Annotated in this window: 28 protein-coding genes; 14 read left to right on the forward strand and 14 right to left on the reverse strand. The window is 63.3% G+C overall.

The annotated features are described in order from the left end of the window. Positions 1-5 precede the first annotated feature (5 nt). The 5 genes from fliR to V1479_RS22615 all read left to right on the forward strand — a co-directional run bounded on the left by fliR (position 6) and on the right by V1479_RS22615 (position 2,737). The gene (gene fliR, locus V1479_RS22595) at positions 6-764 is read left to right on the forward strand and encodes a flagellar biosynthetic protein FliR (protein WP_173193178.1); all 759 of its coding nucleotides are present in this window, start codon (positions 6-8) and stop codon (positions 762-764) included. Position 765: 1 nt separating this feature from the next. Continuing rightward, the gene (locus V1479_RS22600) at positions 766-1,152 is read left to right on the forward strand and encodes a hypothetical protein (RefSeq protein ID WP_368804849.1); all 387 of its coding nucleotides are present in this window, start codon (positions 766-768) and stop codon (positions 1,150-1,152) included. Between the two features lie 65 nt (positions 1,153-1,217). Next, entirely contained in the window at positions 1,218-1,781 is a 564-nt protein-coding gene (locus tag V1479_RS22605) for a rod-binding protein (RefSeq protein WP_368804850.1), read from the forward strand. A gap of 96 nt (positions 1,782-1,877) precedes the next feature. Then, positions 1,878-2,228 (forward strand): hypothetical protein, encoded by a 351-nt coding sequence (locus V1479_RS22610; RefSeq protein ID WP_368804851.1) that lies wholly within the window; start codon positions 1,878-1,880, stop codon positions 2,226-2,228. After that, positions 2,225-2,737 (forward strand): hypothetical protein, encoded by a 513-nt coding sequence (locus V1479_RS22615; protein ID WP_368804852.1) that lies wholly within the window; start codon positions 2,225-2,227, stop codon positions 2,735-2,737. The genes V1479_RS22610 and V1479_RS22615 overlap by 4 nt, the downstream gene beginning before the upstream one ends. Positions 2,738-2,741: 4 nt before the next feature. Here V1479_RS22615 and V1479_RS22620 read toward each other — a convergent pair whose 3' ends face one another. Beyond that, positions 2,742-3,515 (reverse strand): crotonase/enoyl-CoA hydratase family protein, encoded by a 774-nt coding sequence (locus V1479_RS22620; RefSeq protein WP_368804853.1) that lies wholly within the window; start codon positions 3,513-3,515, stop codon positions 2,742-2,744. Between the two features lie 269 nt (positions 3,516-3,784). Here V1479_RS22620 and V1479_RS22625 point away from each other — a divergent pair, with 269 nt between their 5' ends. After that, positions 3,785-4,267, forward strand: coding sequence for a MarR family winged helix-turn-helix transcriptional regulator (locus tag V1479_RS22625; RefSeq protein WP_368804854.1), 483 nt, complete (start codon positions 3,785-3,787; stop codon positions 4,265-4,267). Positions 4,268-4,273: 6 nt separating this feature from the next. Here V1479_RS22625 and V1479_RS22630 read toward each other — a convergent pair whose 3' ends face one another. From V1479_RS22630 to V1479_RS22650, 5 genes are all read right to left on the reverse strand, one after another. Then, complete coding sequence (locus V1479_RS22630) at positions 4,274-6,130, reverse strand: feruloyl-CoA synthase (RefSeq protein WP_368804855.1); 1,857 nt, start codon at positions 6,128-6,130, stop codon at positions 4,274-4,276. A 90-nt stretch (positions 6,131-6,220) separates the two neighbouring features. Beyond that, positions 6,221-8,116, reverse strand: a complete 1,896-nt coding sequence (locus V1479_RS22635; protein ID WP_368804856.1) for an acetyl/propionyl/methylcrotonyl-CoA carboxylase subunit alpha — start codon at positions 8,114-8,116, stop codon at positions 6,221-6,223. Positions 8,117-8,120: 4 nt separating this feature from the next. Further along, positions 8,121-9,290 (reverse strand): acyl-CoA dehydrogenase family protein, encoded by a 1,170-nt coding sequence (locus V1479_RS22640; RefSeq protein WP_368804857.1) that lies wholly within the window; start codon positions 9,288-9,290, stop codon positions 8,121-8,123. A 48-nt stretch (positions 9,291-9,338) separates the two neighbouring features. Then, positions 9,339-10,949 (reverse strand): acyl-CoA carboxylase subunit beta, encoded by a 1,611-nt coding sequence (locus tag V1479_RS22645; RefSeq protein WP_368804858.1) that lies wholly within the window; start codon positions 10,947-10,949, stop codon positions 9,339-9,341. Further along, the gene (locus tag V1479_RS22650) at positions 10,949-11,821 is read right to left on the reverse strand and encodes an SDR family oxidoreductase (protein ID WP_368804859.1); all 873 of its coding nucleotides are present in this window, start codon (positions 11,819-11,821) and stop codon (positions 10,949-10,951) included. The genes V1479_RS22645 and V1479_RS22650 overlap by 1 nt, the downstream gene beginning before the upstream one ends. 127 nt (positions 11,822-11,948) lie before the next feature. Here V1479_RS22650 and V1479_RS22655 point away from each other — a divergent pair, with 127 nt between their 5' ends. Continuing rightward, complete coding sequence (locus V1479_RS22655) at positions 11,949-12,230, forward strand: SCP2 sterol-binding domain-containing protein (protein WP_173193196.1); 282 nt, start codon at positions 11,949-11,951, stop codon at positions 12,228-12,230. A gap of 171 nt (positions 12,231-12,401) precedes the next feature. Next, positions 12,402-12,725 carry a hypothetical protein gene (locus V1479_RS22660; RefSeq protein WP_368804860.1) on the forward strand — a complete coding sequence of 108 codons (324 nt, stop codon included), beginning with the start codon at positions 12,402-12,404 and terminating at the stop codon, positions 12,723-12,725. 25 nt (positions 12,726-12,750) lie between these two features. Here the strand turns inward: V1479_RS22660 and V1479_RS22665 are convergent, their stop codons facing one another. Continuing rightward, positions 12,751-13,269: a GNAT family N-acetyltransferase gene (locus tag V1479_RS22665; protein ID WP_368804883.1), complete on the reverse strand. Its 519-nt coding sequence runs from the start codon at positions 13,267-13,269 to the stop codon at positions 12,751-12,753. 272 nt (positions 13,270-13,541) lie between these two features. After that, on the reverse strand, positions 13,542-14,675 hold the full coding sequence (locus V1479_RS22670) for a type III PLP-dependent enzyme (RefSeq protein WP_173193201.1): 1,134 nt from the start codon (positions 14,673-14,675) through the stop codon (positions 13,542-13,544). Between the two features lie 536 nt (positions 14,676-15,211). Here V1479_RS22670 and V1479_RS22675 point away from each other — a divergent pair. From V1479_RS22675 to V1479_RS22690, 4 genes are all read left to right on the forward strand, one after another. Then, a complete protein-coding gene (locus V1479_RS22675; RefSeq protein WP_368804861.1) occupies positions 15,212-16,408 on the forward strand; it encodes an amidase in 1,197 nt (398 codons plus the stop codon). Beyond that, the gene (locus tag V1479_RS22680) at positions 16,408-17,307 is read left to right on the forward strand and encodes a LysR family transcriptional regulator (RefSeq protein ID WP_173193203.1); all 900 of its coding nucleotides are present in this window, start codon (positions 16,408-16,410) and stop codon (positions 17,305-17,307) included. Before V1479_RS22675 ends, V1479_RS22680 begins: the two co-directional genes overlap by 1 nt. A gap of 84 nt (positions 17,308-17,391) precedes the next feature. Then, entirely contained in the window at positions 17,392-18,060 is a 669-nt protein-coding gene (locus V1479_RS22685; RefSeq protein WP_438620816.1) for a DUF1007 family protein, read from the forward strand. Beyond that, on the forward strand, positions 18,057-19,136 hold the full coding sequence (locus V1479_RS22690; protein ID WP_368804863.1) for a nickel/cobalt transporter: 1,080 nt from the start codon (positions 18,057-18,059) through the stop codon (positions 19,134-19,136). Before V1479_RS22685 ends, V1479_RS22690 begins: the two co-directional genes overlap by 4 nt. Here the strand turns inward: V1479_RS22690 and denD are convergent. From denD to V1479_RS22715, 5 genes are read right to left on the reverse strand one after another with little or no spacing between them, the layout of a single operon-like run. Further along, on the reverse strand, positions 19,128-20,093 hold the full coding sequence (denD, locus tag V1479_RS22695; RefSeq protein ID WP_368804864.1) for a D-erythronate dehydrogenase: 966 nt from the start codon (positions 20,091-20,093) through the stop codon (positions 19,128-19,130). The genes V1479_RS22690 and denD overlap by 9 nt on opposite strands. Positions 20,094-20,095: 2 nt before the next feature. Beyond that, positions 20,096-20,308 carry a hypothetical protein gene (locus tag V1479_RS22700; protein ID WP_173193209.1) on the reverse strand — a complete coding sequence of 71 codons (213 nt, stop codon included), beginning with the start codon at positions 20,306-20,308 and terminating at the stop codon, positions 20,096-20,098. Continuing rightward, positions 20,308-21,066 (reverse strand): SDR family oxidoreductase, encoded by a 759-nt coding sequence (locus V1479_RS22705; RefSeq protein ID WP_368804865.1) that lies wholly within the window; start codon positions 21,064-21,066, stop codon positions 20,308-20,310. The genes V1479_RS22700 and V1479_RS22705 overlap by 1 nt, the downstream gene beginning before the upstream one ends. A gap of 13 nt (positions 21,067-21,079) precedes the next feature. Then, positions 21,080-22,003, reverse strand: a complete 924-nt coding sequence (locus V1479_RS22710; RefSeq protein WP_368804866.1) for a cation diffusion facilitator family transporter — start codon at positions 22,001-22,003, stop codon at positions 21,080-21,082. Between the two features lie 11 nt (positions 22,004-22,014). Next, the gene (locus V1479_RS22715) at positions 22,015-22,698 is read right to left on the reverse strand and encodes a GNAT family N-acetyltransferase (protein WP_368804867.1); all 684 of its coding nucleotides are present in this window, start codon (positions 22,696-22,698) and stop codon (positions 22,015-22,017) included. Between the two features lie 80 nt (positions 22,699-22,778). On the opposite strand from V1479_RS22715, the gene V1479_RS22720 reads away from it, so the two are divergent. Both V1479_RS22720 and V1479_RS22725 read left to right on the forward strand, forming a co-directional pair. Next, a complete protein-coding gene (locus V1479_RS22720; protein WP_368804868.1) occupies positions 22,779-23,963 on the forward strand; it encodes a pyridoxal phosphate-dependent aminotransferase in 1,185 nt (394 codons plus the stop codon). Positions 23,964-24,000: 37 nt separating this feature from the next. After that, positions 24,001-24,372, forward strand: coding sequence for a YciI family protein (locus tag V1479_RS22725; RefSeq protein WP_368804869.1), 372 nt, complete (start codon positions 24,001-24,003; stop codon positions 24,370-24,372). Here the strand turns inward: V1479_RS22725 and V1479_RS22730 are convergent. Continuing rightward, positions 24,369-26,147 (reverse strand): SLC13 family permease, encoded by a 1,779-nt coding sequence (locus V1479_RS22730; RefSeq protein WP_368804870.1) that lies wholly within the window; start codon positions 26,145-26,147, stop codon positions 24,369-24,371. The two genes, V1479_RS22725 and V1479_RS22730, sit on opposite strands and share 4 nt — an antisense overlap. Between the last annotated feature and the right edge of the window lie 82 nt (positions 26,148-26,229).

Genomic DNA, 26,229 nt, shown 5'->3' on the forward strand with positions numbered 1-26,229 from the left:
AAGGAATGCTCAACGGTCTCAATCTCGAGACGGTCGTTTTCGCGGCATTCCTCGCATTCTGCCGCATCGGCACATGCTTCATGTTGATGCCCGGCTTTTCAAGTGCGCGCGTGGCAATGCATGTGAGGCTCTTCGTTGCCCTCGCCGTCACCTGGGCACTGCTCGCGCACCTTTGGGACTCCATCATCCCGCATCTCGACCGCGAGCCGGATCGCATGCTCTTGCTGGTGGCTTCGGAGATCCTGGTCGGCGCGACGATTGGGTTGGTCACGCGCTTCTATGTGCTGGCGCTTCAGTTCGCCGGCTCGGCAATTGCCATGACCGGTGGCTTTGGCGGCATGTCGGGAACGGTCGTCGAGGAGAACGAGCCGCAAGCCGCGCTCACCGCGCTGATTACGCTCTGCGCCCTGCTACTGCTGTTCGTGTTCGACTTTCACCATGAAATCCTGAAAGCTCTGATTCTTTCCTACGAAGCTGTCCCGGTTTCGGGGACGTTCGGTGCGCAATCGGCGCTGATCGACCTCGTCGACACCTTGTCGCAATCGTTCTACATCACGCTGAGGCTTGCCAGCCCCTTCATCGCCTACGCGATCCTGGTAAATCTCGCTGTCGGCTTCGTAAACAAGCTAACGCCGCAGATACCCGTCTATTTCGTCTCCATGCCGTTCCTGATCGCAGGTTGCCTCATCCTTCTTTATTTCGGGATCGGCATCATGCTCAGCCTGTTCGTTGACGGGTTCCTGCCCACGACGCTCGGAGGGTGACGTGACAACACGCGCGGAACGGTTGAAACGCCTCGTCCGGCTGCAGCAGCAGATCAAGGCACTACACGAGACGAAGCATGCGACGCACCTGTCCCATGCCGCAGCAGCCCGGCAGGAAGCGAGTGAGATGCTGGAGGCGCTCAATGCAGCCTCGCCAATGCCCGGCCTGTTTCCTGACCTCTATAACCGGCGAATCGGCGCCGCCATGGAACGCGAAGCACGGGAAAATGACCGGGCGCAGCAGGAAGCATCTCACGTGGCCACGGCCACTGCGCGCACCAACATCGTCGAGCGCGCCTATCGTGAGGCTTTTCGCCTGGAAGAGCGGGAAATCGCCGAGAAAGAGCAACTCGAAACCATCGAACGCAAGCTTTCCGACCCAAAGTAAGCCTGCCACAAGCTTGTCACGCCATATTCGCAAAATCGAAATCAACACGTTGGGAGGTCCTGCCTTTGGCGATTTCACCCCCAAGCGACATCGTGATGGATGTGGCGCGGGCGGCCGATCCTGCCGCCGCGCAAGCAGCACGGACGCGCCTTGCCTCGCTCGCGAGCCAGCGGGTCGACGCCGCCAGGTTCGAGCCGACGGGAACACCTTCGGCCACCGCCGCACGCATGCCTGCCGATCACAAGTCGCCGGCGGCCGACGCCTTCCAGAAGTTCGAGGCCGTCGTCCTGCAGACCTTCATCCAGTCCATGCTGCCGAAGGATACCGAATCCGTCTACGGACAGGGGATGGCCGGCGAGATGTGGCAATCGCTTCTCGCCCAGCAGCTCGGTGACGTGATGGCCGAGCGCGGCGGCATCGGCATCGCCAACCGCATCCTGGGCGACCATTACCGTGCCCAGGGCAAGTCAACGGTCGAGGGACCGGTGCGCGAGTCATCGCCGGAACGCGCGGAGCAAGATGCCCAGGAAATGCTCTCGGTTGCGCTGGTGCAGGAAATCCAGCGCATGACCGCCCAATCGATCGACGAGGAGCGCGCGATGCCGCCTTCCGTCACCAGCAGCCGCTAATTTCAGTCAGAGTCAGATGAGAAAAGCTCTATGCCAGACCACGCGGAATTCATGCAGCCAGAGGATCCGAATGAAGACAATTCGGGAGCAGCGCTCATGAATCTCTCTGCCATCCTTGGCCGCATCGAAGAAACCGTGGATGCCGAAACGGCAGCCATCCGTACGGATGTTCGTTTCGACATCAAGGCCTCGAACCTTCGCAAGAGCCGTTACCTTTACGAACTCAACAAGGCCGTTTCAGGCCTCGGCGCAGCGGGGCTCGGCGACGAGCATCGTCACGGCATCATCCGTCTGCGCGAGAAGCTGTCGGCCAACGAGGCCGCGATCCTGGCTCATCTCAACGCTGTCACAGAGGTCGCTGCGCTGATGCAGGATGCAATTCAGCGCGCGGAAGCTGACGGCACATATACGGCCAGCGAGTTCGGCAGGATGGCCGAACAGCCATGATAAAGTTCATGGTCGCCGCCCTGTGGATCAGCATCGCCACCACCGGCGCGCTGCTCTATTCGTTCCAGTCGGCGCAAAAGCCGCAGGACACGGCGGAAGCCGAAGCGACCGCGTTCCAGGGGCTCGACTATGTGAAGACCGGGATCATTTCGGTCCCGGTGTTCGATCGGGGAAAAGTCTACGGCTATTTCCTCGTGCGCCTCGTCTTCACCGCTGAAGGCAAACGGCTCGCCGCGCTCAAGCTTCCCGCCGAGGCGCTGCTGGCTGACCAGATCTACACGCAGCTTTACGCTAGCCCCGAGATCGATTTCACCAAGCGCGACGATCTGGATATCGATTCCTTCCGCGAAAGCATCCGCACGGGCGTCAACGAACGGCTCGGCGAAGAGCTTATTCGCGAGGTTCTGGTCGAACAGGTCGACTTCCTGCCGAAGGACGAAGCCGGTTCGAGCTCGATCAGCCAGTCCGCCCCCACGCCGGTTTCCACAGCGGCCCCAACCGGCCACTGACAGGTCAGCCGAAGCGGGGCTTGCGCTTTTCCAGAAATGCCTTGAGCCCTTCCCGGGCATCTGCACCGGTCTGCGACAGCGCCGCACTCAGGCTTTCCGTGTAGAGGCCGTCATCGTGCGACATGTTGCCGATGCGGGCGATCGACTGGATGATCAGGTAGTTGACCAGCGAGGCGTTGCCGGCGATCTCGCGCGCCAGCTCCTCGGCCTTCGCCAGAGCCTCGCCTTCGCCAACCAGATGATGAGCAAGCCCCAGCCTGCACCCCTCCTCGCCATTGTAGCTGCGCCCGGTCAGCATCATCTCGGTCATCCTGTCCGGGCCGAGTATGCGTCCCACCCGCACCGTCGCGCCGCCACCCACGAAGATGCCGCGCTTGCCTTCGGGCAGCCTGAAAACGGTCGACGGTTCGGCCACCCGCACATGCGCGGTACTGGCGATCTCCAACCCACCGCCCATCACGGCGCCGGAAAGGGCCGCAACCACCGGCACACCTGAAAACTGGATTGTGTCCATCAGCCGGTGCCAGCCGCGGGAGTGCTTCATCACCTGTTCGGGCTCACGCTCGACCTGCTCCGACAAATCCAGTCCCGATGAAAAGTGTCCGCCCGCTCCGCTGAGCACGATGGCACGAACCCCACCGGGAATGTCATTGAAGAAACCTCCGAGAGCCTGCAGAAGCGCGTCGTTGATCGCGTTTCGTTTTCCCGGACGGTTGATCACCAGGCGGGCGATCGGACCTTCCACGCAGGTCAGAAGTACCGGTTCGTTTTTTTTCATGGTTCTCTCGACAACGAGCCTTCGCCGCATGACTTCCGGCCTAATCGCTCTTCCCTGGATTGTTTTGTTATATAACAATATAGCTGCTTTCCTGTCGCGCGTCGAGTGAGTTGCCTACTAATCGGGCATCCCGGCAAAACAAGTTTCACCCGGCGGTGGACGCAGTAAACTGGCTTACGCAGCCGCGATTCGAGCGTCGGCAACGCATGATCTGAATTCCGGTTGTTGACCTGACATCGCGGTTGTCGTGATAGCTTGGATGAGGGTTCATGGTGGGTAAGAGCAACGACGAAAACAACACGGGATCTGGCGTTCCAGCCGGGATTCCGGAGATGGGCGAGATCGTCGGCTACAAGCTGCGGCGGGCCCAGCTCTTCGTCTTTCAGGACTTCATCGAAACCTTCGAGAAGATGAAGCTACGCCCGGCCGAGTTCTCCGTACTTGCGCTCATTGCCCGCACACCGGGCCAGAAACAGACGGAGATCGCCGAACAGCTCGGCATAAAGCGGGCGAACTTCGTGGCGCTAATGGATAGCCTCGAACGGCGTGGTCTGGCCGAGCGGCGCAAGGCCGAAGGCGACAAGCGCTCGCACTCGCTGCACCTCACGCCCGAGGGCACCCAATTCGTCGACAAGATGAGCACCGTATGGCGCACGCATGAAGAACGCCTTGTCGAACGCCTCGGCGGGCCGGAAGCCCGCGCGACGCTGCTCGATTTGCTTGGCCGTCTTCTGGGCGAAAAACCGGCGTGACGCGGGTCAGCGTTTCGCCACAATCACGTGCGGCGGCGCGGGATCCGCATAGAGGTCTTCCACCAGCGTCGCGCGCGCTTCCATCACCGCGCGCTGGTTGATCGATCCCTTGTCGGTCATTTCGTTCGCGTCCATGGCGGGTGGACTGTCGAGCACGATAGCTCGAGCGACGAGGTTCGAACTCCCGGTGGCTTGTTGCGCCATATGATCCAGCGCTCCGGAGATGGCGCTACGAACCGCTTGGCTTGCCGCCAGTTCCGCCTCCGTCGACTGCGCCAGAACGGGGCTCAACTTCCGCGCGGCGTCGACATCCAGGAAAAGCATCGCGCCGATGTGATTGCGGTTGAGCCCTGTCAGCACCACATCTCGCACCAACGGTGCACAACCGCGGATCAGAGCGCCGCGTACAGCGGCCATGTTCACCCATGTGCCGGTCGACAGCTTGAAATCTTCCGACACGCGGCCGTCGAAGAGTAGCCCCTTGTTGGGCTCTTCCGGATCCACGAATTTCAGCGCATCGCCGATACGGTAGAAGCCCTCGTCGTCGAAGCATTCGGCGGTCTTTTCCGGCTGACGCCAGTAGCCCGGAGTGATGCTCGGGCCGCGCATGCGCACCTCGAGCTTCTCGCTTGCAGGAACCAGCTTGAGTTCCAGCCCGGGAGCCGGCAAGCCGACTTCGCCGGGCCGCGTGACCGGCCATGTCGTCGTCGAGGCGAAGGGCGCGGTCTCAGTGGAACCGTATCCGGTCACGATCATGATCTTCTCGCCGGCAGCCTCCTGCGCCAGCCGCTCCAATGCGTCCCAGACGTGCTGAGCCAGCCCCGCACCGGCATATTGAAGTAATTTAACGCGCGAGAAGAACGTCTTCCGCAATCGCTCGTTCGCCGAGAGATGCTCACTCAGCATCTCGTAGCCCTTGGGCACGTTGAAATAGAGCGTCGGCGCGATTTCCTCGAGATTGCGGACCGTCCTGGCAATGCCGGCAGGCGTCGGTGCGCCGTCATCGATGTAGAGCGTTCCGCCATTGTAGAGCGCGATGCCGTAATTGTGGTTTCCGCCGGCGGTGTGGTTCCACGGCAGCCAGTCAACCATGACGGGCGGTTCGTCGCGCAGGAATGCGAGCGCCGTCGCGATCATCTCCTGATTGCAGCACAACATGCGCTGTGTGTTGATCACCGCCTTTGGCATACCGGTGGAGCCGGACGTAAACAGGAACTTGGCGATCGTATCCCCGCCGACAGCCGCGTTGGCGCGATCAACCGCATCTGTTGGACGCGCGGCAAGCATGTCGTCGAAGCTTGCCGCCGTCAGCCCTTCGACCGGCGCCCGGGCGAAAACAAGCTGCATGTCCTCGGTAAGAACAGCCCGAACCGCCTTCTCGAAGGGCTGTCCATCCGCCGCGAAAACCAGGCCCGGCGTCAGCAGTCCGAAGATGTGCCTGAGCTTTGAATGATCGGTGGAAATAAGCGAATAGGCCGGCGACACGGGCGCGAACGGCACCCCCGCCATCATGCAGCCGAGCGCAATCAGCCCGTGCTCGATGCCGTTGTCGGAAAGGACAACGACAGGTCTGTCTGCATCGAGATTGAGATCGAGAACATACTGCGCAATGGCGCGGGCATGTTCTCTGGCCTCACGGTAACTGCAATGCCGCCACTGCCCGTCAGGGCCACGATCGGCGAGAAAGGTACGTTCGGGCGCTTCGTCGGCCCAACGGTCGAGACAGTCGATCATGGAGCGCGGATAGGGGCCGAGTTCTTGCCTCGACCGCAACACGGCGGCGGCGGCGGCACGGCGCTCCATATCCACCGCCAGCGCACCCATGCGCACCGGACGCATGCCCGGAACGGACACGATCGGCATCAGGCTCCTCCCAGATATTGTTATTCATCATAATAATAGGCCAATGAAGACTCAAGATGCGTTCATGCTGACAGGGAGTTTGTCCGATGGCTATTGCTCGCCGGCAATCTCGATGAGCACGTCGCCGGCCCGGACCTGATCGCCAGCCTTACCCCTCACCGCGTTGACGATACCGTCCATGCGTGCCGTGAGCGCGGTTTCCATCTTCATGGCCTCCACGATGCCGACGACGGTGCCAGAGCGGACGGTATCGCCGACGGCAACGTCGACGCGCCGCAACAGGCCTGAAACCGGCGTAACGACCACCCGACCGTCGATGGCCGCAGCATCGCGCTGCATCGGGTCCGGTTCTTCGAACCGGAACGTTTGGCCCGCGCGGTCGAGCCAGACCGCACGACCTTCGCGCACATGTGCCAAGCCATGCGTCTCGATAGCCGGCGCGGCGATATTCGTCTCACCGACGTCTATCGAAACCAGTCGACCGCGCTCGAAATTGGCCGAGCACTCTTTTGTCGTCTCGCCAGCTCGAAGCGTCATCGGACACCTTCTGCGCCCCGTCGAAGAAAACCAGTCGTCTCCATCCGCGAGCGCCAGAACCGAAACGGCGGCGGCAAAATCCTCGTCGGACGGCGCAGTCGTCGGTCGCTCTGCCGCATCCAGCATGCCCGTCGTAACCGCGCCAGAGCCGAACGTTTCGCTTTCAAGCAGCTCGAGCAGAAAGCCTCTGTTGGAAACCACGCCCAGCAAGGGCGTCGCCCGCAGCGCCTGTGAGAGCCTGGCGATCGCCTCTTCGCGCGTTGTGGCATGCACGATCACCTTGGCGATCATCGGATCGTAGAACGGCGTGACCTCCCCGCCTTCGTCGATGCCGTGGTCGATCCGCACCCCCGGAATGGCAGCCGCCTCCGGTCGCCAGTGAATCACCTTGCCCGTCTGCGGCGCGAAGCCGGCTGCCGGGTCTTCGGCGCACAGCCGTGCCTCGATTGCATGCCCCGAATAATTGATTGCCTCCTGTGCAAGCGGCAGCGGCTCGCCGGCCGCCACCCGCAATTGCCACTCCACGAGATCGAGCCCGGTGACCATCTCCGTAACGGTATGCTCGACCTGCAGCCTCGTGTTCATCTCGAGAAAGAAGAAGGTGCGATCGGACCCGACGATGAACTCCACCGTCCCCGCCCCTGCATAGTTGACCGCTCGAGCCGCTTCCACGGCCGCCTTGGTCATGGCCTGGCGCATCGGCGCATCGACGAAAGGCGACGGCGTCTCCTCGATGATCTTCTGGTGCCGTCTTTGCGTGGAACAGTCACGCTCGCCGAGATGAACGACTGTGCCGTGATCGTCGGCAAACACCTGCACCTCGACGTGCCGCGCATCCTCGATCAGCTTCTCGAGCAGCAGTCTGTCGGAGCCGAAGGCCGCGGCGGCCTCGTGGCGCGCGCTCTCCAGCGCGCCTGCAAGCTCGCCGGCGGACCTGACACGGCGCATGCCGCGACCTCCACCGCCTGCGGACGCCTTTACGAGCACCGGAAAGCCGATGCGTTCGGCTTCCGCTGCGAACGTTGCGTCCGACTGGTCGTCGCCATCATAGCCCGGCACCACCGGCACGCCAGCCGCGCGCATCAACGCCTTGGCGTTTGCCTTGTCGCCCATCGCGCGGATAGCCTCAACCGGCGGACCGACGAAAAGAATACCCGCCGCCAAGCAGGCTTCAGCGAAATCCGCATTCTCGGACAGAAAGCCGTAGCCGGGATGGATCGCATCCGCACCGGACTGTATCGCCGCCTCGATGATCGCCTCGACCCGCAGGTAAGACTGCGCGGCCGGCGCCGGGCCGATGCGCACGGCGCGGTCGGCCATCCGTACATGCAGCGCGCCCGCATCCGCGTCGCTGAAGACCGCGACGGTGCCGATACCCATTCGTTTCGCGGTGCGGATTATGCGGCAGGCGATCTCGCCGCGATTGGCGATGAGAAGGGTGCGGATCATCGGCTCAATTCGGCCTTGCCTTATTGCTTGTGCCCGGCAGCGTACCCTCGAGCTTGGCGATGATGCCCAGCATGATTTCGTCCGCGCCGGCGCCTATGGAGACCAGCCGCGTGTCGCGATAGGCGCGGCTGACCGGATTGTCGGCCGTGTAGCCCATGCCGCCCCAATATTGCAGGCAGGCGTCGGTCAGTTCGCGTGCCAGCCGGCCGGTCTTGAGCTTGGCCATGGAGGCGAGCCGCGTGACGTCGGCGCCCGCTACATATTGCTCTATCGCGCTCCACGTCAGCGCGCGCAGCGCCTCGACCTCGGTGCGCAATTCCGCCAGCCGGAAGTGGACGACCTGATTGTCCAGCACCGGCTTGCCGAAAGTCTTGCGGTCGCGTGTGTAGTCGATGGTGAGGTCGATGAGCCTGTCGAAACCCTTCAGCGCGCTCGCCGCCGCATAGAGCCGCTCTTCCTGGAACTGCAGCATCTGCATCATGAACCCACCGCCCTCCTGACCGATCAGGTTGTGGCGCGGCACCCGCACCTCGTCGAAAAAGAGTTGCGCGGTGTCGGAGGAATGCATGCCGATCTTGTGGATCTTCTGCCTCGTGATGCCTTGGGCATCCATCGGCACGCAGATCAGCGACTTGTTCTGATGCACCGGCCCGTCCGACGTGTTGGCAAGCAGACAACACCAATCCGCCTTCATGCCGTTGGTGATCCACATCTTGGTGCCGGAGATGACATAGTCGTCGCCGTCCTTGCGCGCCGTCGTCCTGACCGCGGCGACGTCGGAGCCGCCGCCGGGTTCGGAAACGCCGAGGCAGCCGACGACGTCACCCGCAATCGAAGGCGCCAGGAAGTCTTCCTTTACAGCGTCGGAGCCGAAGCGATTGAGCGCGGGCGTACACATGTCCGTGTGCACGCCGATTGCCATCGGCACGCCGCCGCAATGCACGAGCCCCAGTTCCTCCGCCATGACCATCGAATAGGAAAAGTCGAGACCGAGACCGCCATAGGCGGGATCGTACTTGATGCCGAGCAGCCCGAGATCGCCGAGCTTCTTGAACAACTCATGGGAGGGAAATTCTTCCGCCGCCTCCCACGCATCCACATGCGGATTGATTTCGGTCTCGACGAACTTCGCCACGGTGCGGCGCAAGTTCTCGTGCTCGGCCGTGAATTGCATCTGGTTCCTCCCAAGATTTCCACTGGCGCCCGCTACGCGGATCGTTCCTTACCCACGCGCAACACCGAAAGCATTCGGACGCAGCGTCCGCCGTTCGCCTTCCGCCGCGATCGACAGGCAGATCCCCAGCACGCGCCGCGTGTCGCGCGGGTCGATGATGCCGTCATCCCACAGCCGCGCGGTGGCGAAGAGCGCACCGGACTGCGCCTCGATGCCCGCGCGGATCATGCCGCTCTGTTTTGCCAGTGCTTCCTCGTCGACCTCGACGGCCTCGCGCGCACCCTTGCCGCGCGCGACGATTTCCATGACCTTCGCTGCCTGCTCCCCGCCCATGACGGCGGTGCGCGCCGACGGCCAGGAAAAGATGAAGCGAGGCGAGAAACCCCGCCCGCACATGCCGTAATTGCCCGCGCCGTAGGACCCGCCGATGAGGATGGTGAACTTCGGCACGCGGGCGTTGGCGACGGCCTGGATCATCTTGGACCCGTGCTTGACGGCGCCCTCCCGCTCGGCCGCCGAGCCCACCATGTAGCCTGTGGTGTTCTGCAGGAAGACCAGCGGCGTTCCCGCCTGGTCGCAGAGCTGGATGAACTGCGCCGCCTTCAGCGAGCCCGACGGCATGATCGGTCCGTTATTGGCAAGGATGCCGATCTTCGCTCCCTCGATCGCCGCATGTCCGCAAACAGTGTCGGGTGCATAGCCGGCCTTGAATTCGAGGAAATCGGAGGCATCGACGATCCGCGCGATGATCTCCTTCATGTCGAATGGGGATTTTTCCTCCGCGGGTACGATCCCCATGAGGTCTTCCGGGTCGAACAGCGGTTCCGGCGTCATCCCGCGATCCGGCACCTCGTCCCAGGACAGGTGCTCCATGACCGACCGGCCATAGGCCAGCGCCTGCGCGTCGTCCTCGGCGACATATTCGCCGAGCCCGGTGACGCTGCCGTGCAGGTCGGCCCCGCCCAGCGACTCGTCGTCGGCGTCCTCGCCGATTGCCGCCTTCACCAGCGGCGGCCCTGCAAGGAATATCTTGGAGCGCTTGCGTACCAGCACGACATAGTCGGACAGCCCAGGCAGGTAGGCACCGCCGGCGGTCGACGACCCGTGCACGATGGCAATCTGCGGAATGCCGGCCGCAGACAGCCGGGCCTGATTGGCAAAGGACCTGCCGCCTTCGACAAACATCTCCGCCTGATAGAGCAGGTTCGCGCCGCCGCTTTCGACCAGATAGATCAACGGGAGGCGGTTTTCGAACGCGACCTCGTGGAGCCGCAGCGACTTCTTGAGCCCGATCGGCGGGATCGTGCCCCCCTTGATGCCGCTGTCGGAAGCCGAGACGATGCAGCGCCGGCCGCCGACGACGCCGATGCCCGCGATCGTTCCACCGCCCATGATGTTTTTGCCGCCGTCATCGTCGTGCATCCGGTAGCCGGCGAGCGTGGACAATTCGAGGAACGGCTGACCGCGATCCAGCAGGCGTTCGACGCGCTCGCGCGGCAGCAGCTGCCCCCGCTCCTCGAAACGCGCCTTCCTCGACGCGGAGTTCTGGCGCACCGCCTCTTCCAGGCGGCGCACTTCCGCGAGCTTCTCGCCCATAGCCAGCATATTGGCACGAAAGGCATCCGAGCGCGTGTCCAGTGCCGATGCGAGCGCCGGCATCAGCCTTCCTCGTCCGCAAGCACGGCGGGCATGACGGCACGGTGAAACCCGTCGAACGGCTTCGTCGCCCGCCCCTTGCCCAGCGGAAACAGCGCCGAGCCGAGCGGCGCGCCGCCGTCGATGGGGATTGTGACGCCGGTGACGAATGCGGCGGCAGGAGACAGCAGGAAGCAGATAACGGAAGATACCTCCGCCTCCATCGCCAGCCGCCCGAGCGGCACGTGGTTCTTGAGCTGCGGAATGAGCGCGCGTGTCATGCCGTCATAGGTGTCCATGCCCGATGACGCCACCCAGCCCGGCGCAACGCAATTGACCCTCACGCCTGCATGCGCCCATTCATAGGCAGCAGTCTTTGTCAGGTTCACCATGCCGGCCCGCGCGGCGCCCGAATGCGCCATGCCCGGCATGCCGCGCCACATGTCGGCGGCCATGTTCACCATCGCACCGCCATGCGCCTGCATGGATTGCACGAACACCTCGCGCATGACGAGGAAGCCGCCGGTGAGATTGGTCGCTACAACGGCGTCGAAGCCCTTCTTCGAGATGCTCTGCATAGGTGCGGGAAACTGGCCGCCGGCATTGTTCACGAGACCGTGGAGCTGGCCGCGTTCCGATACGATTGCCGCGATCGCATCGCGCACCGCATCCTCGTCGCGAATGTCGAAGGCTGCGGTCGACACCTGCCCGCCGTCGAGCGCGATCTCGTCCGCCACGGCATCGAGCTTGTCCTGCTTGCGCCCCGTCAGGACGACATGCGCGCCCAGGCTCGCCAGCTCGTGCGCAACACAACGACCGATGCCGCTGCCAGCACCGGTGACGATGTGGGTCTCCCCTGCGAAACAATCCTTGCGCAGCACGCTGCGGTAGCCCACCGTGGTCTCCTCCCATTGGCGGTTCGAGGAACGCTAAATCACGTTGACGTAAACGTCAATCGCCTGCTATCTGAACCCACCTGTAAACAGCGGCCTCTCGTCGGGCCGCCTCCGAAGGAGATGATCCATGAGCCTTGACGCCATTGCAGACAAGATTCGCGAACGCGTCGCCGGAAGCGGCTTCGACAAATCGGTGAAATTCGACTTGGGCGACGACGGTGTCATCGTGATCGACGGCCAGTCCGTGTCCACCGAAGATTCCGGCGCCGATTGCACCATCACCATGTCCAAGGACGATTTTCTGGCCCTCACCTCGGGTGATCTCAACCCGACCATGGCGTTCATGCAGGGCAAGCTGAAGGTCGAGGGCGACATGTCGATCGCTATGCAGCTCAGCCAGGTGCTCTGATCGGATAGACCTCCAGTTTTCCGAAGAAAAAAAGGCGGCCTCGGCCGCCTTTTTTCTTGTATGCCTATCCTGATAAGCAAATATTTTGCGTCTCCCCTGGGGCGTCGCTTCCCGGCCGCTTGAAAGTGCCGTAGAAGCCGGATGCAATTTTGCATTCTGGGGTGTGATTTCATGTTTTCTTTCAAATACATGCCGCTGGCGGCGGTCGCCGTTCTGATGCCGGCTGGCGCATTTGCGGACGATCTCGTATTTCGCTTCGACAACAACAGCAGCTACACGGTCGTCGAACTCTACGCGTCACCCAGTGATGTCGGCGAGTGGGAGGAGGATATCCTTGGCCGCGATGTGCTGGAATCGGGAGAATCCGCGCGCGTGACGATCGCCGACGGCCGCAGGGCTTGCGAATACGACCTTCGCGTTGTGTTCGAAGATGGCGACAGCATCGAGGACACGACGGATCTTTGCGAAACGGAAAGCTACGCCGTCACCGACTAGATTCCGACGCCCGTCAGGAGCCAGCTTACGCGGCCCGCGCCATCGGCGCGGGCTTTGCCTTGCGGCCGGAAGCCTTGAGCACGCCGCTGGCGCCGTCAAGCACACCCTCGACCAGCTCCAGCGCCAGGAAGCGCTCACGCTCGTAGGGTCCGGGCATTGCGAGCTTGCCGGTCTTCTCGCTGGAGAAGCCGAAACGGCTGTAATACGCGGCATCGCCCACCAGCAGGATGGCGCTGTGGCCGAGCCGGGCAGCCTCGCCGATGGCATGGCGCATCAGCGCCGAACCGATCCCGGCAGACTTGACCGCAGGGTCGACGGCGAGCGGGCCGAGCAGAAGCGCGGCAGGACCGCCCTCGCCGGCGCGGACGTCCCACAGTCGCACCGTTCCCACCAGCGTGCCGTCGCCATCCTTCGCGACAAGGTCGAGCCCCTCCGAAGGCATGCGGCCGCGGCGCAGCTTTTCAGAAGACTTGCGCCGGCGGCCCGGACCCATGGCACGGTCTAGCAACGCTTCGCGGGCCGCCACATCGTCGGCACGTTCCATGCCGATGACATAGGTGCCCCCCTCATCCGGCGTTCTGCGCGAGCCAGTATCCTCCCCGTGGGAAGAACAGGGCGCAATCGCCGCCGACCTCTCCTCCCCCCGGGGGAGAGACGGGCGCGAAACGTCGGATGAGGGGGTGATCATGCCGGCATCGGCCAGCAGATTCATGAAGTCCATCTCTGCAATCCTTCACAAGCGGACATCAATTCCACGAGCAATGCCGGGCGGGCGCATGCGCCCGCCGCAGCAGGATTTGAGGCAGGCTCGCTGCCTCAGATCACGTAGGATCGCAGGGGTTCGAAGCCGTTGAACGCCACTGCCGAATAGGTGGTGGTGTAGGCTCCGGTGCCTTCGATCAGCACCTCGTCGCCGATCGTCAGCGACAGCGGCAGCGGATAGGGCGTCTTCTCGTACATCACGTCGGCGGAATCGCAGGTCGGACCGGCGAGCACGCAGGGCGCGACTTCGCCGCCGTCATGCGGCGTCACGATCGGATAGCGGATCGCCTCGTCCATCGTTTCGGCAAGCCCGCCGAACTTGCCGATGTCGAGATAGACCCAACGCACATTGTCGTTGTCGGCCTTGCGCGAGATCAGCACGACCTCCGACTTGATGACACCGGCGTTGCCGACCATGCCGCGGCCCGGCTCGATGATCGTCTCGGGCAGGCGATTGCCGAAGTGGCGCGACAGCGCGCCGAAAATGGCTTCGCCGTAGGCCTGTGCGGTCGGCACATCCTTGAGGTAACGCGTCGGGAAGCCGCCGCCCATGTTGACCATGCGCAGCACGATGCCTTCCTCGGCAAGCGTCGCGAACACGGCCTTGGCGTCGCCCAGCGCCTTGTCCCAGGCCGACAGGTCGGTCTGCTGCGAACCCACATGGAAGGAAACGCCATAGGCGTCGAGGCCAAGCGCATGGGCATGGCGCAACACGTCGATGGCCATGGCCGGCACGCAACCGAATTTGCGCGACAGCGGCCACTCGGCGCCCTCGCCGTCGGTCAGCACGCGGCAAAACACCTGCGCGCCGGGCGCTGCCCGCGACACCTTCTCCACTTCCTCGACGCAGTCGACGGCAAAGAGCCGGACGCCGAGCTCGAAGGCGCGCGCGATGTCGCGCTCTTTCTTGATGGTGTTGCCGAAGCTGATTCGTTCGGCGGGCGCGCCGGCATCCATCGCCATCTCGATTTCGGCGACCGAAGCAGTATCGAAGGACGAACCGAGGCCTGCGAGCAGGCGCAGGATCTCCGGCGCCGGGTTGGCCTTGACGGCGTAGTAGATCTTCGAGCTCGGCAGTGCGCGCTCGAAGGCGTGGAAATTGTCGCTCACGACATCGAGGTCGACGACCAGGCAGGGGCCGGCCGGACGTCGGGTGGCGAGGAAGTCGAGGATACGCTGCGTGGCCATGGGTTTCTCCGATCGCGGCGCAAGCCGCTTCATCTCAAGCTCCCGTCTTCGGCGCGCGGCCACGGACGGGCGGTGGACAAAGGGCGCGATGCGTCGGCTCAGGGTCCAGCCGGTGGAGTCACCGGACCATGAAAACGCGCGTCACGCGGCGGTGAGCCATCGCCTTGCGGCGGTTGCTCGCTTTGTCTGCCTCAGCTTTGGAGAAACCCTCCGCACTGCCGGCAATGAAGGTGTGCCTCTTCAGTAACCCCGGTCTTTGGACGACCGGCAGAACACCAGAAAGGCCCGCACCGTCGTTGCTTCAAGGTGTCCTCGGTTCAGGCGGTTGGCCGTCTGACCGACTGGAGTGGTTGGCTCCAGGTACCTTACCGTTTTCCTCACCGAACGAGGGGACGGCGGACACCCACAGGCACGTGCGACTTTGGGCAAGCGCGATATATGGATAAGTGCTGTCATAATCAACGGATTTTTCGGGTTCGCTTGAAAAAAACTCTGCGTTGAACGAAGCTGCGCTCACTGTTTCCAAAGGTCGAACAATGTCTCCAACCGACGATCCCTTCAACGCGTTCCTCGATCATTCCGATGCGCCGGTCGCCAATGCGTCGGACGGCCCGCTTGCGGGCCTGACGCTTGCGGTGAAGGACATCTACGATATTGCGGGCCAGCGCACGGGTGGCGGGAATCCGCAGAAGCTTGCCGAGGCTCCCGTCGCCGAGACGACGGCACCTTCGATCCAGCGCCTGCTGGATGCGGGCGCCCGATTCGTCGGCCGCACGCAGACGGATGAACTGACATTCTCCTTGATGGGCCAGAATGCCCACTACCCGGAGCCCGTGAACCCGGCCGCACCCGACCGCGTCACCGGCGGTTCGTCTTCCGGCTCCGCCGCGGCAGTGGCCGGCGGGCTCGCCGACATCGCGATCGGTTCGGATACCGGGGGCTCCATCCGCGCACCGGCGAGCTTCTGCGGCCTCATCGGCCTTCGACCCACCCATGGCGTCATCTCGCTCGACCGTGCAATGCCGCTCGCGCCTTCCTTCGACACGTTCGGCTGGTTCGCAAGGGGCATCGCCACCTACGAACGCGTGGCCAATGTGATGCTGCCTGCCGACAACACCACACGACAGCATCACTTTCTCAACCTGGCATCACTGGACGCCCTAACGCTTGGCGACAGGGAAGCGACGGAATATGCGCGCATGGTGGACATTATCGCCGCCACGCTTGATGTTCCCCGCGAGGCGCCGCCTCTCGTGCAGGAGATTGACGATCTCTACTGGTCGTTCCGCAAGCTCCAGGCCTACGAAGCATGGGCCACCCATGGCGCCTGGATTTCGGCGAGTGAGCGGGGGCTCGGTCCCGGCGTGAAGGAGCGTTTCGAGTTCGGTTCGAAGGTAACGGACGCGACGGCCTCGGAAGAATCGGGAAAGCGGGACGCCTTCCGCGACGAACTCGCCGAACTGCTCGGCGACGACGGCATCCTCTTGCTTCCAACGGTGCCGGGAGCAGCGCCGCGCAAGGATCTCGGCTTCGACGATCTTCAGGCCTATCGCGAGCGCGCCTTGCGCCTGCTGTGTCTGTCCGGCCTCTCGGGCTTTCCGCAGATCACCGTTCCTCTGGGCACGGTCGATGGCGCTCCGTTCGGCATCTCGCTGCTTGGCCCGGCGGGAGCCGACCGGCAATTGATCGAACTCGCCCGCACCATCCTTACCGCCGCCGGAGAGCGTGGATAATGGATACGCTCACCCGCATGCGCGCCTTCATCGAGGTGGTGGAGGCAGAGGGCTTCTCGGCGGCGGCACGCAAGATCGGGCGCTCGAAGGCGCTGCTGTCCAAATATGTCCGCGAACTTGAAGACGAGCTCGGCGCCCTGCTCCTCAACCGGACCACGCGGCAGTTCTCGCTGACAGAGGCCGGGCACACCTACTACAAGCGCGCTTCCGAGATTGTGCGCGAAATCGACAGTCTTGCGGACACGGTTCGCGATTCGTCGGGCGACGTGCGGGGACGCATCAAGATCACGGCGCCGCGCACATTCTCCGATGCCCCGATCGGCCATTCACTGATCGATTTCGCCAAGGCCTATCCCGACATCGTGCTCGATGTGCATCTCGACGACCGTTTCGTCGATCTGGTCGAAGAGGGCTTCGATCTGGCGATCCGTATCACGCGGCTGGAGGATTCCTCGATGATCGCGCGCCGGCTGGCACCCTTCGCGCTGAACATCTGCGCCTCGCCTGCCTTTCTCGAAAAACACGGCAAACCGGAAAAGCCGCAGGACCTTGCCCGCATGCCGTGCATCATCGACACCAACGGCCGGTGGCTCTCCAACTGGCCGTTCATGCGCGAGAACGGCGAGATGTTCTCGGTGGCGGTCTCCGGCCCGCTGGAGGCCAACAGCCCGCTGACGACGCGTGCCGCCGCTATCGCCGGCCTGGGGTTTGCCCCGCTTCCGGATTTTATTGCCGCCCCCGCGCTGGAAAGCGGCCAGCTCGTGACGGTCCTGGAAGAATGGGTACCGCGCGGCGGCGGCATCTTTGCGGTGTACCCGCATCGGCGCTACCTGCCTGCCAAGATCAGGGTATTCGTCGACTTTCTGGCCCAGTGGTTCAAGCAGCATGAACAGGATTGATTCTACGGAACAAATACGTGCGGATGTCCCATTTTTGCCCGCTTTATGATGATGCTCGGGCGCACCGGAGAGGGTGGGTCAGCCGTGCACTGCAGAATCAGCAAGCGAACATTGCCGGCCGCTGTTGCGGCGCTGTGCGTTTCGGGCGCAGCCCCTGCTCTGGCGCACCCCCATGTCTTCGCCGAAGCGAACCTTGAAGTCGCAATCGATGCGGATCGCAACGTCGTCGCGCTGCGCCACGTCTGGCGTTTCGACGATCTCTTCTCCAGCACCGTGCTTCTGGAATTCGATAAGAACGCCGACCTCGTACTCGACAACGCAGAGCTTGAGGAAGTCGGCGCGGTCATTCATGAATCGCTTGCCGAGTTCAACTATTTCCAGATCGTCACCGCTGGCGGCAAGGAAGTGGACATGGTTGCGCCGGACCGCATCATGGCGAATTACGAAGACAACCAGCTCATCATTCTGTTCGAATCACGCCCTGCAGAACCGCTGCATCTCGATGGCCAGCTCGATTTCGGCGTCTACGACCCGACCTTCTACACCGCGATCGACTTTTACGAAGACAAGAACCTGGTCGTTGCCGATCTTCCGGAAAGCTGCATCCGCACAGTCGTTCGCCCCAATCCGGATGAAGCCATCGCGATGAATCAACAGTCGCTCACCGAGGCGTTCTTCAACGACCCGTCCAACAACGACTATTCCAAGCTTTTCGCGACCCGACTCGAACTGAACTGCTCCGGAGAGGGATGACTGGCGTGAAAAAGACGACGACCCGTATTGTCTTCGCGCTGCTGGCGCTGACCTTCATCCTCACCCATTTCGCAGGCTACGCTCATGCACAAAGCTCGCTCGGCATCGGGGCGAACGAGGCGACCTTGCCGTCAACGGGTTTGTTTGCAGGCCTGCTGAATTGGATCAACGCACAGCAGCAAGGTTTTTACCGCTCGCTCACCGGAGCCTTGCGGTCGATGCGCGACGGCGGCGGTGGTTTGTGGATTCTTGTCGGCCTCTCCTTCGCTTACGGCGTGTTCCATGCCGCCGGCCCGGGCCACGGCAAGGCGGTCATCTCCTCCTACATGCTCGCCAACGAGGTTGCCCTGCGGCGTGGCGTGATGCTGTCTTTCGTTTCCGCCATGCTCCAGGCGTTGTCGGCAATTGCCATCATGGGCGCTGTCTTCCTGGTCCTGCGCGGCACGGCGATCTCGATGACCGACGCAACGCGTTTCCTCGAGATCGTGAGCTATGTGCTGGTGACGGGCTTCGGCGCCTGGCTGTTGTGGCGCAAGGCCGGCCCATATCTGCGCGGCTTGCTGTTCGGCAATCCGGCCCACAGCCTATCATCGGCCGCCCATGCACATACCGATAACCACCACCATGATCATGGGCATCACCATCACCATCACGATCATCACCACGATCACCATGGTCACGACCACGCGCATGGCGAGGTCTGTTCGACCTGCGGCCATGCCCACGCGCCCGACCCGAAGCTGATCGCAGGTGAGCATTTCAACTGGAAAACAGCCTGGGCCGCAGTCGTTGCCGTGGGACTGCGCCCCTGCACCGGCGCGCTGATCGTGCTGTCCTTCGCTTTCCTCAACGGTCTCTGGTTCGGCGGCATCGTCTCGGTCTTCGCCATGGCGATCGGTACCGCGATCACGGTGTCGGCGCTGGCCATCATGGCGGTTACGGCGAAGAACTGGGCCGTTGCCTATGCAGGCGACGGACGCACTGGAAACCGGGTGCTCGGCTTGATCGAGATTGCCGGCGCCGGCTTCGTGTTCCTGCTCGGGCTGACGCTGCTGATGGCTGCGCTCTCAGTCTGAGAGCTCATCCTCGATGTGTGCGCGAATGATCTCGTCGAAGCTCGTTTCCGCCTTGAAACCGAGTTCGCCCGCACGGCGCGCCTCGAACCGCGTAGGCCAATTCTTGACCAGCGCCCACACGGCTTCGTCTGGCTCCTCCCGGATCAGGTCTACCGCGTCCTGACCGGCGACGCGACGCAGCGCCTCGATCTGCTCGCCGACCGAAACGCCAACGCCCGGCAAGGTGATATTGCGGCGCGGCCCGACCTGGCCGCCATCGAGACCAGCCGCATGAATGAGGAAACCCACTGCCGAACGCGGGCTTGCGTGGGTATGAACCACGTCGCGCGGCACGGGCAGAACCGCCGGCAAGCCTACCAACGGTTCGCGGATGATGTTGGAGAAGAAGCCGGAGGCGGCCTTGTTCGGCTTACCCGGTCGCACGCAGATCGTCGGGAACCGGAGACCGATCCCGTCGAAGAAGCCACGCCGGCTGTAGTCGTTGAGCAGCGCTTCCGACATCAGCTTCTGCGTGCCGTAGGATGTAAGCGGAACCGTATGAAAGTCGTCGGGGATGACGTCAGGGTAAGGTCCGCCATAGACGGCGATCGACGAGGTGAAGACGACGCGCGGCGCGTTGCCGGCATGCCGGATCGCATCGAACAACGCGCGGGTGCCGTCGAGGTTGACGCGGTAGCCGAGTTCGAGATTGGCCTCCGCCTCGCCCGAAACCACACCGGCCAGGTGGAACACCAGATCCGGCCGTGGGGCGACGAGCGCGGCCGCCGCCCCTTCGGCGGCAAGGTCTCCGACATGCACGGTCACATGCATAGCCGGCGACGACATCGCCTCGAACGGCGTCACGTCGTGTAGATCGAGCGCAGCAATGGTCCTGCCGGCAACGGAGCCGTCTTCCATCAGACGCTTGGTCAGCTTGCGGCCGACCATCCCGGCCGCACCCGTCACCACCACGCGCATGGCTATTCCTCCCCGTTGCCGTTCCGTTTGCTGCGCCCACGCAGCCAGAACACGCCGAAGAAGGCAAGCACGAATGCCACCGCGAGTATGCCGCCGATGATGGGCGAGGCTTCACCGGCGGCCAGCATCAGCGTCGGCATGTAGAACGCGACGATGCCGAACCCGACCAGTATGACCGCGGCAGCGATCGCAGCGTTGCGCGTGTCGCGATCCATCAGTTTGTCAAACCGCCGTCGACCGGGATCGCGGTTCCGGTGGTGAAGGCCGATTCATCGCCTGCGAGATAGACGGCGAGTGCGGCGATCTCAGATGATTCGCCGACCCGGCCCATCGGCTGGCGCGCCACGAACATCTCGAGCGCCTTGTCCTTGCCGCCGACTGACTGGCCGAGTTCCTCGACGCGCTCCTCCCACGACGGCGACCGCACGGTGCCGGGGCAGATCGCGTTGCAGCGCACGCCCTTGGTGACGAAGTCCATCGCAACGGCCTTGGTGAGGCCGATCACCGCTGCCTTGGAAGCCCCGTAGGCATAGCGGTTCGGAACAGCCTTGAGCGACGACGCGCAGGACGACAGATTGATGATCGAGCCCGACGAGCCGGTTTCCCTGGCCCGATCGAGCATGCCGGGCAGGAACGCGCGGATCGTGCGATGCATGGCCTTTACGTTGAGATCGAAGGAGAAGTCCCAGTCCTTTTCCTCGCAGTCGAGCACGGTGCCGTGATGCACATAGCCGGCGACGTTCACCAGAATGTCGATGGCACCCACCTTGGCGGCGTAGGCGTCGACGGCACGGGTGGAGAGCACGTTGAGCTTGCCCTTCTTCGCCCGTGCCAGACCTTCGAGCTTTGCGCGGTCGACATCGGTCGCGTAGACGGTGGCGCCTTCCTTCACGAAGGCTTCGGCGATAGCGCGCCCGATCCCCTGCCCCGCTGCGGTCACCACCGCGATCTTGCCCTTGAGCCTTCCAGCCATTCGACTTCTCTCCCTAATGCAGATGGACGCCCGCCGGCCGGTCGGCGCAATGCCCGAATTCCGGCTCGACGGTTACATGATCGATGTGATGCACCTTGGCCATGCGCAGCTTGATGTCGCAGATCGCTGCATGCGCGTTGATCCCCTCGCGCAGGCAGGCGTGCAGTGTTGCCATGTTGCGTGTCCCGTCCAGCGACCAGACATGCATATGATGAATGCCAAGCACCCCTTTGACATTCGCTTCGATGTCGCGCGCGATATCGTCGCGGTCAAGCCCGCTCGGCGCACCTTCGAGCAGCATGTGGCCGGACTCCCGCACCAGCGACCAGGCGCTTCGGAAGAGCAACAGCGCCACAAGAGCCGAAAGGATCGGGTCGATGGGGTACCAGCCGGTCAGCAGGATGATGCCGGCCGCCGCGATTGCCGCGACTGAGCCCAGCAGATCGCCGATGACATGCAGGATCGCCCCGCGCATGTTGAGGTTTTCCCTGTCACCGCCATGCAGAACGAAAAACGCCGCCACATTGACCAGCAGGCCGAGCACGCCGATCACCAGCATCGGCCCGCCGAGGATAGGCGAAGGCTCCGCCATGCGGTGCCAGGCCTCATAGACGATCCAGATACCGATGGCAAAGATCGTCAGCCCGTTTGTGTAGGCAACCAGCGTCTTCACCCGGTCGAAGCCGTATGTCAGGCGCGTCGTCGCCGCCCTCCCCGCCAAGTGAAACGCATACCAGGCCAGCACCAGCGCAACCGTGTCCGAAAGCATGTGGCCGGCATCGGCCAGAAGCGCCAGCGACCCGGTGGCGAGGCCGCCGATCGCCTCCGCCACCATGAACCCGCCCGTCAGGCATGCAGCGACCAGCACCCGCGTCTTGTCGCCCGCGCCGTGGGAATGGCCGTGGCCGGAATGATCGTGCGCGTGGCCATGGTCCATGCCGGCGCTCCTCAGGCTGTCACGGCAGCCCTGATCTCGCCGAGCCGCCTTTTCTGCTGCCCTTCACTATCGAAATTTTCCGGATCAAGCCACTCCTCAAGGGCGCGGCCTATCGTCGGCCATTTCTTGTCGATCATCGCAAACCATGCGGTGTCGCGATTGCGGCCCTTGACGATGAGATGCTGGCGAAAAACACCCTCGAAGGAAAAGCCGAAGCGCAGCGCCGCGCTGCGCGACGGTTCGTTCTCGGCATTGCATTTCCACTCGAAGCGGCGATAGCCGAGATCGTCGAAGGCATGGCGCGCGAAGAGGTAAAGCGCTTCCGTCGACGCCGGCTTTCGGGCGACGAGCCCGTTCCAGAGAATGTTCCCAATCTCGATGACGCCGTTGGCGGTATCGATGCGCATGAAGCTCTGGCGACCGGCGATCCGCCCGCTGGCCTTGTCGATCACCGCGAAATAAAGCGGATCGTCGCTCGCCGCGGCCTTGTCGAGCCAGGGCTGGAAATCCGCCCGGTCCTGTGGCGCATGGTCGTAGAGCCAGCGGAAGCGCGAATCCTTGTCCGGTGTCGAAGATGCTTCGAAAAGCCCGTCTCCGTGACGTGCGGCATCCAGCGGTTCAAGGCGCACATAGCGCCCCTCCATCGGCTCGCGCTCAGGCCGCTGCCGCGGCGTCCATTGGCTCAGATCTTCCATGTGCCCACCAACATTGACAAACAGACGCCAAGCCTCACAAGAACATCGTGCCGGGAAAAGAACCAGGGAGGAACGCCCGCATGCTCCAAACGATCGAAGCCTTCGACAGGATCGGCGAGGAGAATGCCTTCGCGGTGCTCGCGCGCGCGACCGCACTGGCGCAATCGGGCAAGGACATCATCAATCTTGGCATCGGCCAGCCCGATTTCAGCACACCTGCCCATATCGTCGAAGCCGCCATCAAGGCGCTGCGCGACGGCCATCACGGCTACACGCCGGCAACCGGCCTTCTTGCCACACGCGAAGCCGTGGTGCGCCGCACGCTGACCACGACAGGCGTCGAGGTTTCGCCCGAGAATGTGATGATCATGCCAGGCGGCAAGCCGACCATGTTCGCCGCGATCCTGATGTTCGGCGCGCCGGGCGTCGACATTCTCTATCCCGATCCGGGCTTTCCGATCTATCGATCGATGATCGAGTTCACCGGCGCGCGGCCGGTGCCTGTGCCGATCCGCGAGGAAAACGGTTTCGCCTTTTCAGCCGACGAGACCCTCGCCCTGATCACGCCGGCTACACGACTGCTGATCGTGAACTCGCCTGCCAATCCCACCGGCGGCGTGACGCCGAGGGCAGAAATCGAGAAGCTGGTGCGCGGCCTCGATGCGCATCCGCACGTCGCAATCCTCTCCGACGAAATCTACGACGTGATGACCTATGACGGCGAGACGCACACCTCGCTGCTTCAGTTTCCGGAAATCCGCGACCGGCTGATCGTGCTCAACGGCTGGTCGAAGACATGGGCGATGACCGGCTGGCGCATGGGCTGGTCGATCTGGCCGAACGGACCCGAGAGCGGCCACCTCTATGACAAGGTGCGCAAGCTGGCGGTGAATTGCTGGTCCTGCGTCAACGCGCCCAGCCAGTTCGCCGGAATCGCCGCCATCGACGGCCCGCAGGACGATGTGGAGAAGATGCTCGCGGCCTTCGACCGGCGACGCAGGATCGTTGTGGAAGGCCTGAATGCGCTGCCGGGCTTTTCCTGCATCACCCCCAAGGGCGCGTTCTATGCGTTCCCGAACGTGCGGGACACTGGCCGCCCGGCCAAAGCGTTTGCATCGGCCTTGCTGGAAGATGCCGGCGTCGCGCTTATCGGCGGCCCGGATTTCGGCGTCCTCGGAGAAGGCTATCTGCGCCTTTCTTATGCAAATTCCGAGGAAAACATTCTGCGGGCCCTGGAGAGGATCGAAAGCTTCCTTGCCCGCTAGCTGGGCCGCACCACCCGACAAAGCCTGGAGGAACCGCATGCTTTACGCGATACTCGCCTATCACGAGGAAGGCGTCGTCGCCGCGATGACGCCGGAAGACGGTGTGGCGTTGATGGGCAACCTGATGAAGGTCCATGACAAGATCAACGAGACCGGCAAGCTGGGGCCATCGGCGCGGCTCGACTTCACCGGCCAGGCGGTAACATTGCGCAGTCCCGAGGCGATGGTCATCGATGGTCCATTCGCCGAGACGAAGGAGCAGTTGCTTGGCATTTACATGCTGGAGTGCGACTCGCTGGAGGCCGCAATCGACGCAGCACGCGAGTTGCGTCGCGTGAACAAGTCCGCCGTCTACGAAATCCGCCCGATCACGCGCTACCTGCCTGGTGTATCTGTGGCGGAGGTCTAAAGGTCATAGATCAGCCAGATTGCCACGCAGCTTGCGACGGCAACGGCGATGTTCATGGGAATGCCCACTTTCAGGAAGTCGGTGAAGCGGTAATTGCCTGCACCATAGACCAGCGTGTTCGTCTGGTAGCCGATCGGCGTGGCGAAGCTGGCGCTGGCGCCGATCATCACGGCGATCAGGAACGGCCGGGGATCGACACCCATCTGCGTTGCGAGGCCAATAGCGATTGGCGCAACCAGAACCGCGACCGCATTGTTGGTGACCAGCTCGGTCAAGGTTGATGAGATCGCGAAGATCGCGACCAGTGTGACCACCGGCGGCATTGTCGCCAGATACGGCGCTAGCGCGTTGACGATGAGCTGGACGCCGCCGGACCGCTCCAGTCCCGCGCCGATGATCAGCATCGCAAAGATCAGCACGAGGATCGAGCCGTCGATGGAGCCCCAAGCCTCGTCACTGTCGAGGCAGCGCAGCAGCAGGATCGCCGCCACCGCGAGCAGCGCGAGGATGGCGATGTCCATGACGTTGAAGGCCGCAAGCCCGACGACCGCTGCCAGCGCGCCAAGTGCCACCGGAGCCTTGCTGCGTCGGTAGGGTCGCGCGCTGGGGCGCGATACCGACACGAGACTTGCATCCTCGGTCAACGCGTCGAAATTGTCCGGTGGGCCTTCGAGCAACAGCTTGTCGGCGGGCCTCAGCTTGACGCTTTCCAGATCGGAGCCCGGAATATGGCGGTGGCGATGCGCGCCAAGGATACGCACGCCGTAGCGGCGGCCCAGCATCAGGTCGCCGATCCGCTCGCCGGTGGTGGCGCGATGCGGGGCAACGACGGCCTCCACAACCACTTTTTCGCCCGCGCGTTCCTGACTACGGCGCAGCCCGACATGCAGGTCGCTCTTTTCGTTGAGCGTGAGGATTTCCGAAGCAGTGCCGAGTAGGATCAGCGAATCGCCCCGCTTCATCGTGCGCTCGCCGACATTGTCGCGGATAACCTCGCCGCCGCTGCGCAAGCCCAGGACCTTGAGCCCTGCACGATTGAAGTCGCTGATGGCGCCGATCTTCGCCTGGGTATAACGGCCCTCGGCGCGAACGGTCACCTCGGAGAGGAACTCCGTTTCTCCGGCCTGCGCCGTCTCGCCTGCACCGCGCCTGTCAGGCAGCAGGAAACGGCCGAGGAGCAGCATGACCAGTGTTCCAGTAAGTGCTGCAACGATTCCGATCGGGGTTATCTCGAAGATCGAGAACGCCGGCTCGCCGGCATTGCGCGCCACACCGTCGACGAGAATGTTGGTGGACGTGCCGATCAGCGTGCAGGTGCCGCCGAGGATCGCAGCGTAGGAAATTGGGATAAGCAGCCTCGTGGCTGCGATGTCCAGCGTGCGGGCGAGCCGAAAAACGATCGGGATCAGGATCAGCACGACCGGCGTATTGTTCATGAAGGCCGACGCGGCCACCGTGCCGATCAGAAGAGCCGCGACCACCAGGGCCGGATGGTTCGTGGCGCTGGTTGTCAGCCTGCTTGCGAGGTTTTCAAGCACGCCGGTGCGCACCAGCGCGCCCGACAACACGAACATCGCCGCAATGGTTATGGGCGCGGAATTCGAGAAGACGCGCATCGCATCTTCCGGGGTGGTCAAACCCAGCAGAAGGAACGCCGCAGCGCCTCCCGCGGCAGTAACCTCCGGCGGATAGCGTTCGATCACGAAGGCGGCCAGCAGAAGCACCAGCAGCACGAGCGCGATATAGGGTTGAGCCCCGCCAAGAAGCGCTTCCATGTCGAGGTCAGCCTCCGCAATCAATGGCCTAGATTGTTCTAGCACGGCGACAGCCACGACCGGCAAGCCCCGTACGTCCTGG

The sequence above is a fragment of the Neoaquamicrobium sediminum genome (genome assembly GCF_040970315.1).
GTDB classification, from domain to species: Bacteria; Pseudomonadota; Alphaproteobacteria; order Rhizobiales; family Rhizobiaceae; genus Aerobium; species Aerobium sediminum.